General features: G+C 71.1%; 10 protein-coding genes and 1 pseudogene. 6 read left to right on the forward strand and 5 right to left on the reverse strand.

Annotated features, from left to right (window positions below; translation table 11 throughout):
* Positions 1–37 precede the first annotated feature (37 nt).
* The 3 genes from ACZOOI_RS38480 to ACZOOI_RS38490 form a co-directional block, all read right to left on the reverse strand.
* Positions 38–1,057 (reverse strand): helix-turn-helix domain-containing protein, encoded by a 1,020-nt coding sequence (locus tag ACZOOI_RS38480; RefSeq protein WP_465281459.1) that lies wholly within the window; start codon positions 1,055–1,057, stop codon positions 38–40.
* 404 nt (positions 1,058–1,461) lie between these two features.
* Positions 1,462–1,968 (reverse strand): DinB family protein, encoded by a 507-nt coding sequence (locus ACZOOI_RS38485; RefSeq protein ID WP_465281460.1) that lies wholly within the window; start codon positions 1,966–1,968, stop codon positions 1,462–1,464.
* Positions 1,969–2,392: 424 nt separating this feature from the next.
* Entirely contained in the window at positions 2,393–7,795 is a 5,403-nt protein-coding gene (locus ACZOOI_RS38490) for a caspase, EACC1-associated type (protein ID WP_465281461.1), read from the reverse strand.
* 454 nt (positions 7,796–8,249) lie between these two features.
* Here ACZOOI_RS38490 and ACZOOI_RS38495 point away from each other — a divergent pair, with 454 nt between their 5' ends.
* The 6 genes and pseudogenes from ACZOOI_RS38495 to ACZOOI_RS38520 form a co-directional block, all read left to right on the forward strand.
* Complete coding sequence (locus ACZOOI_RS38495; protein WP_465281462.1) at positions 8,250–8,843, forward strand: HIT family protein; 594 nt, start codon at positions 8,250–8,252, stop codon at positions 8,841–8,843.
* A 60-nt stretch (positions 8,844–8,903) separates the two neighbouring features.
* On the forward strand, positions 8,904–9,512 hold the full coding sequence (locus ACZOOI_RS38500) for a hypothetical protein (protein WP_465284208.1): 609 nt from the start codon (positions 8,904–8,906) through the stop codon (positions 9,510–9,512).
* Complete coding sequence (locus ACZOOI_RS38505; protein ID WP_465284132.1) at positions 9,418–9,792, forward strand: Rrf2 family transcriptional regulator; 375 nt, start codon at positions 9,418–9,420, stop codon at positions 9,790–9,792. The genes ACZOOI_RS38500 and ACZOOI_RS38505 overlap by 95 nt, the downstream gene beginning before the upstream one ends.
* A 107-nt stretch (positions 9,793–9,899) precedes the next feature.
* Entirely contained in the window at positions 9,900–10,643 is a 744-nt protein-coding gene (locus tag ACZOOI_RS38510) for an NIPSNAP family protein (RefSeq protein ID WP_465281463.1), read from the forward strand.
* Positions 10,640–11,620: an alpha/beta hydrolase family protein gene (locus ACZOOI_RS38515; RefSeq protein ID WP_465281464.1), complete on the forward strand. Its 981-nt coding sequence runs from the start codon at positions 10,640–10,642 to the stop codon at positions 11,618–11,620. The genes ACZOOI_RS38510 and ACZOOI_RS38515 overlap by 4 nt, the downstream gene beginning before the upstream one ends.
* A 118-nt stretch (positions 11,621–11,738) precedes the next feature.
* Positions 11,739–11,924: pseudogene (locus ACZOOI_RS38520) on the forward strand (alpha/beta fold hydrolase); the annotation flags it as partial.
* A 128-nt stretch (positions 11,925–12,052) separates the two neighbouring features.
* Here ACZOOI_RS38520 and ACZOOI_RS38525 read toward each other — a convergent pair.
* Both ACZOOI_RS38525 and ACZOOI_RS38530 read right to left on the reverse strand, forming a co-directional pair.
* Entirely contained in the window at positions 12,053–13,180 is a 1,128-nt protein-coding gene (locus tag ACZOOI_RS38525) for a hypothetical protein (protein WP_465281465.1), read from the reverse strand.
* Positions 13,181–13,470: 290 nt separating this feature from the next.
* Positions 13,471–14,169 (reverse strand): maleylpyruvate isomerase mycothiol-dependent enzyme family protein, encoded by a 699-nt coding sequence (locus ACZOOI_RS38530; protein ID WP_465281466.1) that lies wholly within the window; start codon positions 14,167–14,169, stop codon positions 13,471–13,473.
* Between the last annotated feature and the right edge of the window lie 154 nt (positions 14,170–14,323).

The following is a 14,323-nucleotide window of genomic DNA, read 5'->3' on the forward strand; positions in this document are numbered from 1 at the left end:
GGGTGGGGTTGCGTCCGTTGTCGGGTGGGTTCCCGTGTTATGGGCGGGAGGCTGTTGCGCGGCGGTAGGCGTCGGGGGTTTGGCCGGTCCAGCGGTGGAAGGCGCGGCGTAGGGCGCGGGCGTCGGTGTAGCCGAGTCGACCGGCTATGGATTGGATCGGCAGGTCGGTCTCGCGCAGGAGGGCGTCGGCGCGTTCGTGGCGGACGGATTCGATCTCGTCCCGCCAGGTGGTCTCCAGGTCGCTCAGTCGCCGCTGTAGGGTGCGCGGGCTCATCGCCATGCGTTGGGCGACCAGTTCGAGGCTGAGTTCCTCGCCCAGGGCGTGGGCGACCTCGGACCGGAACCTGCCGTGCCAGCCCGATGCGGGACGGGCGTTCTCCAGCATGTTGTCCGCGTAGCGGCGCAGGATCACGCCGAGCTCGTCGTCCGGGCCGGCCGGGCGCGGCGGCCCGGCGTCCAGATCGAGGAAGGTCATCGAGTTCGCCCGGGTGCCGAAGTCGATGGACCGGGTGCCGAAGGCCTCGATCAGGTGCCGATGGTCCTTCGGGGCCTCGTGTGCGAGGGCGACGTGGACCGGGACCACCCCCGGTCCGCGTGCGTCCCGGGCCCGCCTGAGCATGAGCGCCATGGCGAACTCGTCGATGGCGGTCATCGCGGCCGGCGAGTAGAGCGCGATGCCGTAGGTGATGGTCAGCCGCCGGTCCTCCTCGATCACCGTCATCTCGACGCCCGGGTCGGTCATCGTCGGCAGGTAGCGGGCCGCGTCGCGGCAGCCTTCGGCGAACGTCCCGGCGGTGGTGAACAGGTAGTCCCAGACGTGCAGCCGCCCGCGCGCGGCCGTCTCCGCGGCCCGGATGCCCGCACCCGTCGGGGTGTTGTGTGCGATCAGCTCCCACATCCGGATCAGGGTCGCGGTGGGCACGCGCAACAGCGGATCCGCCAGGGTCTCGGGTTCCAGGCCGGGCAGGTGCGCGAGTTCACTGTGGGCCACCCCGGCCCGGAGCGCGGCATCTCGCACAACGTGTGCCATGTGCGAGGAAACCGTGTAGTCGATCACGGGCGGAGCATATCCGGACGGTCAAGCGCAATACAGATACGGGAGGTGTCGTGGATGGTCCCCTTCTCGGCGTGAAGTGTCCCCCGGGTCGGCGTAAAGGTTCCCCCCTGGTGAGGCGTGAAGTGTCCCCTTGGTCCGGCGCGACGGGTCCCGTTGGTCCGGCGTGAAAGGTCCCCCGGTCCGGCGTGAAGGGTCCCCGGATCCCCAGGTCCCCGGGTCCCCGGCTCGGCGGGAGGTGTCCCTCCGGTCCGGCCTGAAGTGCCCCAGGTTTCGACGGCCGGGAACGACTCGGCGGCGGTCGGAATCCGGGCCCGAGGGCGCGGATTCCGACCGCCGCCGTGGGTGGAACGGGCATGGCGAGCGGGCCGGCCGCGACGGTGTGGATGCCGCGGTCGGCGGGTGGGTCAGGGACCGACCGTTCCGTCGATGCCCTCGCGGAGGAAGTCGGCGTGACCGTTGTGCCGGGCGTACTCGTGGATCAGGTGGAACATGACCAGGCGCAGCGACACGTCCTGGTCCCACTTGGCGTTGCGGCCGATCACGTCGAGGGATTCGGCGGCGGCCTCGATCCGGCGCGAGTGCTCGATCTCGGCTTCCCAGGCGGCGAACGCCTCCGCGCGGGTGGACCGGCTCGCGTCGTACGCCACCTGGAAGTCGCCGTGGTCCGACCACACGAGCGGGATGTCCTCGCCGTTGATCACCCGCCGGAACCAGCTCCGCTCGACCTCGGCCATGTGCCGGACCAGCCCGAGCAGGGAGAGCGTCGAGGGCGGCATCGACTGGCGGCGCAGGTCTTCGTCGGAGAGGCCGTCGCACTTCATGGCGAGCGTTGCCCGGTGGTAGTCGAGGAAGCCGCGGATCATCTCGCGCTCGCCGGCGATCACGGGCGGCTCGGGACGTTCGGTGGTCATGGTGGCTCGCTTTCGATCGGGGTGGGCGGGTGGTTGGTGGGGAGCGGCGACGTGTGAGTGGGAGGGGTTCGAGTGTGCGGGTCGGGCGCGGGTGGATACGGTACGCGCGGCGTGGTCGCGGGTGTACGGCGGGTGCGCGAGGACCGCGGCGCGGGTCGTGCCTGCCGGCAGCCTCGATTCTGCGCGATGTGGTGGGGCGAGGCGCGTTCGGGTGCGGAACGCGCGGGTGGACGCCGCTCGGGCTCGGGGGTTGGGGCTCGGGGTTCGGGCTCGGGGGCTCGTGCGTTGGTGGGCGGACGGAAGCGGGTGGGTGGGCGTACTCGGTGGGTGGCCGGTGCGCGTGCGCGGTGTGCACCCGGGTGGGCGATGCGCCACCAGTTCGTGACGCGGGGCCGGTGGCTCGGCCTGCAACAGGGGCGGGTCGCTACGGGGCGTACCCCTGGCCGAAGTCGCGCAGGATGCGGATGACGGCGCGGCGGGCGTAGGTGCTCGGAGCGTCGCCGGCCCCGGTCCCGGTGTCAGGCTCGGCGTCGGCACGGGACGACCCGTCCCCGGCGCCGAGTCCGGAACCGGATCCGGCCCCTGCCCCTGCCCCCGACCCGTAGCCGGAGGCAACCCCACCCGCCGGAAGCCCCCGCAGGACCTCCGCCGCCTCCGCCCGGAAGCGCGGGCTCAGCAGCCCGAGTGCCGCGGCGGTCCGCCGAGTCGAGACGGGTGTCGCCGCGGAGTCGGCGTCGGCCAGAAGACGGCGCAGTTCCCCGGCCGCCTCGTCCACGAAACGAGGGCTGAGGTCGCCGAGCAGCCGGGCCGCGCGAGTGCGCACATAGGCGCCGGACGCGGGATCGGCCAGGACGGCCCGCACGGCGTTGGCGGCTTCGGGGATGTACGGCGGGCCGAAGCCGAACAGGAGTCGAGCGATCGAGACGCGGTCGTGGGCACCGGCGGCGGTCTGGGTGTCGGCATCGGTTTCGGTGTCCGTGTCGCTGTCGGCATCGACCTTGGCATGGACCTCGGCATGGGCCTCGGTCTCGGAGGAGCCGAGCAAGCGGCGGAGGGCGAGGATGCCTTCGGCGTGGTACCCCTGCCCGAGCCGGGCGAGTTGGTTCGCCGCCATGCCGCGCACGCCCGGGGTGAAGTCCGGCGACGCGAGGAATGTGCGCAGTCGATCGGCGCCTTCCTCGACGTAACCGATGCCGAGGTAGCCGAGCGACTGCGCGGCAAGGACACGGGTGGAAGGGCTCGCCGACCGTTCCATCGCCAGGCCACGCAGTGTCTCGGCGACCTTGTTCGTGCTGCCGCTCCGGATCGTGATGAGCGCGACAGCTGCCTTGTAGCGTTCGTCGGCGTTTGCGTGCGGCGCGTTGATCAACTGCTCCAGTACGCCTCGGGCTTCGTCGACATATCCGGGTCCGAGCAGGCCGAGGGCTTGTGCGGCCGTCGTACGTGGACCCGGGGCGCCTCCGGCGTCTCGGATGATGGTCCGCAACACGGAGGCCGGCTCCGCTGTGAAGCTCGGGCCGAGGTCGGACCCACGCGCGACGACCTCGACCCAAGATCGCTTGTCGAGATCGGGCTCGACCATGATGGCCTTCAGGATCCGTGTGCTCTCCTCGACGTACCCCTGCCCGAGGTACCCCAGGAACCGACCCGCCAACGCGCGGTCGCCGGCCTTCGTCGTCGTGGAGGCGACGATCTCGCGGTAAACCTTCGCCGCCTCGGTGTGACACTCCCGCCCTTGGTAGGACAGGTCGGAGGCGATCCAGGTGCGCTTCCTCGCGTCGGCGTCGTGCGCCGTGAGGAGGGACCGCAGCGCGTCGACGCACTCCTCGAGGAAGGATTTCCCCAAATAGGCCAGCGTGTCCGCGGCGCGGTGCCGGTTCGTGATGTGCGTGTGCGGCGCATGGAGGACGGCACGCAGGCTGGCCGCCGCTTCGGCGACGCATTCCGGCTCGATCAAGCCGAGGGCGCGGGCATGCTCGATTCGGTCGCCGTCCGAGACGTCCGAGGCGGCGAGGAGGGCTCGGAGTACCTCCGCCATCCGCGGCCCCTGATCCGGTGCGAGGTTGATCAGCGTCTGCGCGACGGTGTTGCGCAGGGAACCGGAGGATTCCGGAGCGTCGAACAGGCGCCTCAGGACGTCGACGGCCTCTGGCACGAACGCCGCGCCGAGTCGCGACAAGTCCTGGGCGGTCTGTGCGCAATCCGCGGTACTCGCGTCGGGAGCCGTCAGCACCGCGCGCAGTCGTCGTACGGCAGCCGGGACGAAGGAAGGCCCCAGCCCGGCAAGGGAGACCGCGGCTCGGCGGCGTTCGTCCGCGCTCGCGCTGGGGGCAGCGAGAACCTCGCCCAGCATCGAGGCCGCTTCCGGGATGTACTCCGGGCCCAACTCGCCGAGTCTCAGGGCGGCTTTGCTTCGCTCGTAGGCGCGCGAGGTCGGCGCTGCGAAGGCCGCGCGGATGACGGCCGCGGCCTCGACAACCCGATCCGGGTCGAGCCGTGCCATGGTGCGAGCGGCATCGCATCGTGTGTGGGCGGTGCTGGTGGGCGCCGACAGGAGCCGGTGGAGCGGATCGAGAACCTCGGTCAGGCTGTCGGGTGCCAACTGCACCAGCGTCTCCGCGCTCGCTGCGACGATGAAGGTATCGGTGTCGCCTGCGGCCAGGTCCGCACGCAGCAGGCGGATGGCCTCCGCCGCCTGGTCGGAACCGAGTGCGCCCAAGGCCGCGATGGCCGTGTGGCGTTCGAGGGCACCGACCTCGGGCGTGGCGATGACCGCATGCAGCGCCTCCGCCGCTTCTGCGATGTAGGCCGGGCCCAGTTCGGCCAACCATTCCGCGGCGAGCCTGCGATCGCGGACGGACGCGTCGGCGGCCGTTCGGATCGCGCGCAGTGCGTTCGCGGCCGTCACCTCGTGCTCCGGACCGACCTCGCGCAACGCCCGTGCGGCGCGCCCGCGTTCGTCGGCAGCGGTGCGCGCGTCGGTGAGGATCTCGCGCAGTGTCTCGGCCGCGACATCGGCATGTTCCGGGCCCAGGGCCGCGATTCCCGTCGCGGCATCGATCCGGGCGAGCACCTCCGTCGGGTTCGAGCAGGTGGTGGCGGCAAGCAGGGCCTCGGTTGCCTCGGCGAGGTGCTCCGGGCCGCATCGGACCAGCGCGCGCATGGCCGCGACCCGTACCGAGGCCGTGGTGTCGGTCGCGGCCAGCACGTCGTGCAGGATGTCAGCGGCGATCACGGGGTCGTGGGCGATCAACGATTGGGCTATGCCGACCCGCAGTTCGCGATTCGCGTAGCAGCTCGCGAGATAGTCGTCGAGGACGCGGCGTACGGCCGGTTGCCGGATCAGCGCCGCCGCGTCGGCGACGACCCGTTGGAGTCGTTCCCGTCCCGGTGGCATGGTCAGGGTCAGCACCAGGTGGGCGGCGAACGACTCGACGTGCGCGGCCGAAGCGGGGACCCCGCCGGCCAGGAGCTCGCCGGCCAGCGCCGCGTAGTCGCCGGTTCCTCTGGTCAACCAGGCCAGGACGGCGTCGCCCGAGTCGTACCGGTGGGCGTGGTGGGTGAGTACGGCGTGCGCGAACAGGTCGCCGGTGACGGCCCGACGCACCGTGTGGGCCCAATCGGGATCGGCGGCGTCGAAGCGGGTCGGCAGCCGGCGGGCCCGTACGTCGGCCGCGATGTGTTCGGCGAAGCTGTAGTGCGTGAAGCGGAGATGGTCGGTGTGGTGGGTGAAGACGCCGGATGAGCCGAGTACCGAGGTGACCAGGCCGGGCCATTCGGGGACGCTGCGACGGGTGGGGCGGCAGCCGTGGGAGTCGAGCCAGTCGAGGGCGAGGTCGAGAACTGCCCGGGTGGCGGCGGTCGGGTCGGTGACCACGGTGACGGCCAGGTGCTCGACGAGTTCGGCTCGGTGCTCGAACAGGTAGGCGGCGCTTGCCCGATGTGCGGCCGGGCGCAGGGTCCAGCGGTGCAGCACGGTTTGTTGCTGCTCGTGGACCTCCTGCAAACGGGCTTCGGTCAGGAGGGTGAAGTAGTCGCAGTAGAGGGTGAATCGGCTGTTCGGAAGCGGTGTCCCGGGGTGCTTGCGGTAGACGAGCGCGGCCACGGTGGCCAGGAGCGGGATGCGGACCAGGTCCCGGATCCCGGCTGCCTCCGTCTGGCGCAGGAAGCCCTCGGCCAGTGCCTGCCCGTCCGCGTGGTCGCGGAACCAGCGGTGCGCGAACTCGCGCAACTGTTCGCGGTCGAACGGCTCCAGGGTGTACGTCCCGGTCGCCGCGTGTTGCAGCGGGGCCAGTTCGTCGTTGGGCAGCGGGCGGGTGGTGATCAGCAACCGGAAGCGGCCGTCGGGGTTTCGGACCCGGCCGGCCAACTCGGCGACCAGGGCGCGTCGGCGCTCCGGATCGGTGACCTCGTCGAGGCCGTCGACGATCAACAGGCACGTGGTGCCCTCGGGCAGGTTCTCCAGCAGGTCGTCCGGGAGGGCGTAGTCCAGGTGCGGGGCCAGTTCGTCGGACAGGATCCGGACCAGGCGCGGGACCAGCGCGCTGCGGTCGGCGGCGAGTCGGCCGGCCGTGACGCGCAGCGGCAACAGCCGTTCGGGGCAGTCCTTCTGCTCGGGACGCGCCGGGCCCTCGGGGCCGGCCGCGGCACCCGGCGCCTGTGCCGAGTGGGCCGCATAGTCGTCGGCCAGCGATGCCGCCAGTTGCAGGCTCAGCGTGGACTTGCCCTGGCCCGCACCGCCGGTGATCAGGACGTGGCGGTGCAGGCCGAGGGTGTCCTCGGCGGCCCGCGCCGGGGCCACCGGTTGCACGGCCGACTCCAGGGGTACGAAGTGGCGCCTGCGGCGTTCGCCGTCGTGGCGGTTGCGCTCGTGGCGTTCGCGGTCGTGGTCCCGGAACTCCTCGCGGGTCTCGACCGTGGTTCCGGTGGTCGGCGCGCTGCGGGCCTGTTGGCGTACGTAGACGGTGGCCAGGCCGTCGAGCGGTGCGTCGTAGAGCCGGTAGGTGAAGTTGCGTGCGGCGATCGCCTGGGCGTGCAGCAACTCCCGTAGATGCGGCGGCAGTCGAGGCGCGTAATCGGCGGCGGACGGATGCCGGTTCCAGCCCAGTACGATCCGGGCACCGTGGTCGTCGTTGCGCTGTTGCGGTGCGGGGAAGCCGGACTCCGGCAACACGCGGTGCAGATGGGTGTGCACGGTGGCCAGGTCCAAGGCCCGTGGCCCGCCCGGCACGCCGTGCTCCAGGACGTCGATCAGCCGCCCGGTGAAGGCGGTGTATCGCTCACCCGCAGGGGCGATCGCCTGCCGGGTCGCCGAGGCGGCGGCCAGGACGTAGGTGCCCTCCACCCGGGAGAGTTCGGCCAGTCGGGTGTCCTCGGCACCCATGGCGCCGGTCAGCGCGCGGCCGGCGAAGCAGCAGTCCAGGAGTACCGCCTTGGCGGGGACACGACGGGCCGAGCGCAGCACGTTGCGGACGTCCTGGAAGGGCAGCGTGGTGTACGCCCGGTCGGGTCGGCAGCGCGGGAGGGACAGGAGCAGGTCCTCGGTGTCCGGCGAGATGAGGCCGTGGCCGGCGTAATACAGGAGCACCAGATCGGTCGCGGCGGCGGCTGCATCGGCCAGTGCGTCCAGGACCTCGTCGCGGTGTTCGGGTTGTTCGATCACCACGCAGTTCTGCGCCGGCAGCCCCCACACCTGCGGATCGGTGAGCAACTCCCGCAGGCGGGCCAGGTTTCGGGCCACCGCCGGCAGCGGAGCCAGGTGCGCGAAGTCGTGCGCGCCGACCAGGACCACCCGAGAGCCCTGCGGATCGTGCGGCCCGGCGCTCACGTCGGCCCGGCCCGGCCGCCGCTTCGGTCGCCGATCCGCACACGCATCCATCCCCCTTGGCCGGCCGAGCAGTTCAGCGTAGTGCGGGCGAAGGGCGCGGCGGGCCTGATCGGGCCGGCGGGCGTGGTCGGGCGTGGTCGGGTCCTGGTCCGTGCGTGGTCGGTGCCTGCTCGGTGTCTGCTCGGTCGGGCGGTGGGGCCGGGCTTGCGGGTAGCCTGCCGAGCGCACTTCGCCGGTTCGTCGCGGGGCCGGCGGGATGGGTAGGGGTGGATCGGAGGGACTCCGGCGGACGGATCCGTCGCGAGTGTGTCCCAGACGTGCTGCGGGCAGGTCACAGGCCGGATCAAGGCGTGACATCCCTCCCGCGACGATCGTTTCTTCAACCGAACGTTTGCCCGCCGCAAGCAGGCTCCTGTCCCCGTTCGAGTTGGAGGCCGTCGTGTGTGGTTCCCAGGTGCCCCGACCCCGCTCACTCGCCGCGTCGACCTGGCCGGAGCAGTACGCGGAACCCGATACCGGCGCGGCCTGTTCGATGTGTGCCAAGGACTTCACCGCGCCCGACATCGGCTGGGGGGTGCTGCTCAAGCGCGGCGTGTACGGCAACGCGTATCTGTGGCGCGCCGGTCGGGTGCGCGGCTATGTCGTGGTGGTCTGGACCGGCGGTCACGTCGCGCGTTTGACCGCGCTCTCCGCCCGCCAACTCGCGGGCTTCATGGCCGAGGTGACCCGGGTCGGGCGCGCGATCGAGGCGCACTATCGACCGGCGCCCAAACTCAACGTGTCCCTGCTGGAGAACGACATCCCCCACCTGCACGCGCATCTGATCCCGCGTCACCCCGACGAGCCGAACCCGGAACGCACCCCGGTGTTCGCCCACTTGGAGCACGGCCAACAGGAAGAGACTCGAATCCGGTCCGACGCCGCGGCGTTGCGCGCACTCCTGGCCCAGACGGGGGGAACTCGGGCGACGGACGGTGGAGATGGCCGGTACGACGACGGAGCGGGGGGAGGCGGGCCGACCGGCTCGGGTGACGGCGGGCCGGCGTGAGGGGCGGAGGGGGCGACGGCGGGCGGGGGGACGGGCGGCGTGGGCGGTCTGCTCGACCGGGTGACCGACGACCTCGCGGTCAACGGCCTCGTCGACTTCTCGTTGCGTCGGGCCGCGCGGGTGGCGGGGACCACGCACAAGGTGCTGCTCTACGACTTCGACGGTGCCGACGATCTGCTCAGGCAGGCGATTGTGCAACTGCGCGACCGGCGCATCGACAAGTCGTCGGCCGCCGCCGGCGGCGGCGGGGCGGCCCGGTTGTCGCCGGCCGAGTGGGTGCGCGTGGTGTGGCCCATCCTGGTCGGCGAGGAGGCGCGAGTCCTGGATCAGGCGATCGGCCTGGCGATGTACGACCCGGACCGCTACGCGGAACTCGGTCGCGGCGCGTCCCGCGCCGATGCAAAGGTTTCGGCGTGGGTCGGCCCACGCAGGCGGGCCGTACTGCGTCAAGCCTTCGACGATCGACGTGGCTTGACTACCGGGGTGGCTGTAACAGAAGCTGTTGCAGCAAGGAGGGGTGATGGCGGCGAACAGTCGATTGACCATCGCGACGCATGCGCTGGCCTGGCTGGCCTTGGCGCAGCGCCGTGGCCAGGAGGTTCTCACTTCGGAGCAGGTCGCGGCCAGCGTCAACACCAACGCCGTGATCATCCGGCGCAGCCTCGGTGACCTGCGGCGAGCCGGCTTGGTGGAGGTCCGGCACGGTGCCGGTGCGGGCTGGAGCCTCGCCCGTGAGCCGGAGAAGATCACCCTGCTCGAGGTGTACGACGCCGTCGATGCGCAGCCACCGTTCGGCCTGCATCACACCGAGCCCAATCCGGAGTGTCCGGTCGGCCGAGGCATCCGGCCCGCCCTGAGCGAGGTCTACGACCGGGTCGAGCGGGCCATGCGGCGGGAGTTGGCGGACATGTCGATCGCCGATGTGCTTCGCGAGACGCTGGCGAACTAGGCCGTGCGGCCTGGCGGAAGCCCCGCCGGCAGGCCGGTGGTCATACGGCCGCCATGGCGCTTGTTGTAACAAAGACTGTTCCAGCAACTCAACGAGGAGTATGACTGGTGAAAGCCCTACGGTGTCCAATCGTCGAACTGCGGCAGTACACGCTGCACCCGGGACAGCGAGACGTACTGAGCGATCTGTTCGACCGGGAGTTCGTCGAGTCCCAAGAGGCGGTGGGCATGACCGTGCTGGGGCAGTTTCGCGATCTGGACGACCCCGACCGGTTCGTCTGGCTCCGCGGCTTCGAGGACATGCCGAGCCGTGCCGAGGCGCTGGAAAGCTTCTACGGCGGGCCGGTCTGGCAGGCGCACCGCGACGAGGCGAACGCGACGATGATCGACTCCGATGACGTGCTGCTGCTGCGGCCGGCCTCGGCACGCGGCGGGTTCCCCGTGCCGGTCGGCGCCCGGCCGGCCCCCGGCGAGCCGGCGCCATCGCCATCGCCATCGTCGCTCATACTCGCCACGATCTGGTACAGCCACGGCCCGTTCGACACAGCATTCGTCGAGTTCTTCCAGCAGCACGTGCAACCCATACTCACCGAGACCGGCGGCGAGCCACTGGCGTACCTACAGTCGGAACACTCCCCGAACACCTTCCCGGCGCTGCCGGTTCGGATGAACGAGGAGGTCTTCGTATGGTTCGCACGTTTCGCCGACGAAGGCCACATCGACGACCACCTGAATCGTTTGCAGCATTCGGAACGCTGGCGCGAGGAGGTACTGCCGACCCTTTCGCGACGGTGGGCCAGGACCCCACAACGGCTACGGCTGGCACCCACCGAGCGGTCGATCCTGCGGTGAGTTTTGAGGGGCCGGCAGACGGGTGGCGACCAAGCGACGGGCAGCCGCGCCAGGTGGCCTCGATCGGTGACCAACTCGCCGACTGGCAGGCCGCGATCGAGTTCGCCGGGACGTTGCCCGGGGTCGACCCGGCCCGACTCGCCGGCTGGTCGTTCTCTGCCTCCGGCGGCCACCTCCTGCGTGTTGCGGCCCGTATGGCGGCCCTCGCGGCGGTGATCGCCCAGACGCCGAACGTGGACGGGCCGGTCCTCCTGCGCAACGCCGCGCGCCACCAGACGACCCTTGCGCTGCTGCGCCTCAGCGGTCGCGGAACCTTGGATGCCCTCGGCGGCACCGTCGGCCGCCCACCACTGCTGGTGCCACTCGTCGGAGAGCGGGGCACGGTTGCGTTTCTGGCCACGCCGGATGCCCAGGAGGGAGACCGCGTACTCAATCCGAACAACATCCACCCGGACTGGCAGCAGGCGGTCGCCGCCCGCTCCACACTCGCCCTCGGTTGGTACCGGCCCAGACGGGACGCCGCCCGGGTACGCTGCCCGCTCCTGGTCGTCGTGTGCGACCAGGACCGCACCGCACTCGCCGCACCGGCCGTCGCGGTGGCGAATCGCGCTCCGCACGCCGAACTGCTTCGAGTGCCCGGTGGGCACTACGCACCTTTCACGACCGCGCACGAGTGGGTGGTTTCGGCGGAACTCGCTTTTCTGCGACGGCATTTGCTGGATGTGGGGTCGGTTGATGTGCTGCCGGCCCCCGCCTCTGCCTCAGCCGCCTCCGCCTCCTCCGCCTCTGCGGGCTCTGTCCGGGCCACCGCCGATCTGAGTGGTCGAGGACGATGCGCGAGATCGAACTGTCCGCCGGGACGATCGAGCATCGGGACATTGGAGGCACTGGAGGCACTGGAGGCATCGGAGACACCGGCGACGCTGGAAGCACTGGCGACACCGGGCCCACGATCGTGCTGTTGCGCGGGTTCCTGATGGATGCTTCGTTGTGGGACGGCCGATTGCCGCCCTGTCCGCCGAACACCGTTGCGTGACATCCACGTTGCCGTTCGGTGCGCATCGCCTGCCGGTGCATGCCGATGCCGACCTGTCGCTGCCCGGCTTCGACCGTCCGGCCCTGGTGGTCTGGGCAAGCGAGGACCGCGTCATGTCGCCCGACCACGGCCGCCGCTTGGCCGAACTCCTGCCCCAGGGACGGCTGGTCGAGATCCCGGACAGCTACGCCCTGATCCCACTCGACCAACCCGCCGAACTCGCCCTGGCCATCGACGAGTTCATCCAAGGCCGACCCAGCCCCACCCCAGCCCGCCGCAGTCCCGGACGCCTCCAAGGCTCCCGGAACGACTCGGTGACCGCGGCCCGCGGCCTGGCACTTCTCCCTGCCGTCGGAACCGGGTCACACACGATTCAGTGTTCCGCCGACACAGGCGACCGGCCGTCGTCCTCACCGCTGTGCAACTCGGCGTGGATACCATCCCGACCCCGGCCCGGGTTCCGATCGCGATCCAGACCTCGACCCGGAACCCGATCCCGATCCGGGTCCCGATCCCGCACCAGGAAACGCAACATCGCGATTCCCACCACCACTGCCGTCGCGTGCAGAATCGCCGCGCAGGTGAGGTCCTCCGGCAATGTGGCGTCGGCCGGGCTCGCGAGCGCCACATACAGCGTGAGCGGCAGTTTCCAACCGCTCCAGGCGAACAGCGAGCCCGACCCGATCCAGGTCAGTGCCACCGGCAGTCGGCGCACCATCCGGCCCGGCCGGCCATAGCTGATCATCGTGGTGGCGACGGCAGCCACGAGTGCCCAGCCGCCCCAGATGCCGGTCAGGATCCGCCAATCGGCGTCGCGTGCCTGCGGGTGCGCGACGCCCAACGTGCCGCCGATCGCCCAGTACAGCCACACCGCTCCGAGACCGGCGCCGACGACCGCCGACCACGGAAGGCGCCGCAGCCCCGATGTGATGGGCACGGCCCGATCGCGGACGGAATCGCCGACCTGTCCCGCGAATACATCCGGCCAACGTCGACGCAGATACGTGGGCAGCGCAAGGGCCAACCCCACGCCCATCCCGACGAAGCCGATCTGAATCAGGGCCGCTTCCCAACCGGGCATGGACGCATCGTCCGTACCCGTACTTGCACCCGTACCCGTACCCGTAACCGCACTCCCATCCCCGCCGGTGGTTGATTCCGGGTCGTCACCGGCGGCCGGCCACAGCGAACTCAGCACCGCGTACGGCAACACCGGAACCAGAAACCCGGTCCCGACCCACGCGCAGAACGCCAACGGAGCGCCCGGTATCCGCATCCCCCATGGGCGGACCAGCGCAAGCGCCACGGCGATTCCGATCGCCGCCATGCCCACCGTCGCCGTGTTGAGCACCACCCACTCGATCGAACCGAACCCGGAGCCGACCGGCAGCACGCCGATCAGGGAACCGATCACCCATGACAGCTTGATCACCGGATAGGGCGTCAACGCGATTGCCGCTCCGTACGCCGCGACCCGACCCACCCGATCCCACCGTCGCACCGGAATTCCCCTTTCAGCAGCAGGAATTCCAGCCTTCGTCACGGCGCCGACCACCGACATCCGTCCGGGGGTGTGCCCCCATCCCCCGATTGGGGGACGGCGGCGACGGCGCGACGTCGAATTCGCCCACGCGACTCGGATCGACCCGACCCGACCCGGCGACTCGCCCCCGACCCGGCGACTCGCCCCGCCCCGGCAACCAGCCCCGCCCCGGCGACGTGCCACGGTCCGATCAACCCGACCCGGTAGGCCACCATGGCTCCGCCTCCCACGCGCGAGGCGGCCCGCTTTTATGCGCGAGGTTCCCCGTACCAGCGCCAGGACGTGCGTCGCTCGTGGCCCGGAAGGTCCGCGCGGCCGGTGGCCCACAACATCGTGGGCCAGGGCTCGGTGTCCTGCGGCACGTCCGGGAAGAGCCGGGCGAGTACGCGTGCGCACAGGTCGGCGGGCGGGGCCCAAGTCATCCCGAGGCCCTCGGCCAGGTCGTGTGTGTGCACGAGCGTCTCCACGATGCCCATCGCGGCGAAGCCCTCGGGGTCGGAGGCGCCGAAACCGTGGTGGGCGCGTACGCTCGACGGCGTCGTCCGCACCATGGCGACCAGCAGCGCACCGCTCGCCTCCAGCACCTGCAACAGCCCCTCCGGGCCCGCCGCATGGTTCGCGTGGATCGCGTTGGCCGGGCCGCCCGGTCGCCGACTCTCCCAGACGAACGGCACCTCACCGGACATCGGTGGGACCCGGGGGCCCAGTTGGGCGGCGTAGGCGAAGAGGTCGTCACTCAGGTGCTCGACCGTCTCCCAGCGGTCCCACTCCAACGTGCCGGCCTTCGCCTCCCACGCCGAGGCCGGCACGCCCCGCAGCGCGGCCACCGCGAGCTGCACCGCCCGATCCAGATCGTCGGCGGTCACCGGCCCGGTACCGTGCTCCGGCAGCACGGACGACCCGCCCGCCGAGGTTGCCGACGCATCGTCTTCGGGTGATTCGGGCATGGCAGCATCTTCAGGTGATTCGAGCATGGCAGGACCGTATCGTCACACGTACCTGTATCTACCGAAGCCCCGTCAGGTGCTGTCGAGGCGCCGCAGAGGCCCCGCAGAGGGCCGAACCGCACCCATCGGCGCCATCGGCGCCGCGCCCACACGG

Source organism: Embleya sp. L77 (genome assembly GCF_055557415.1).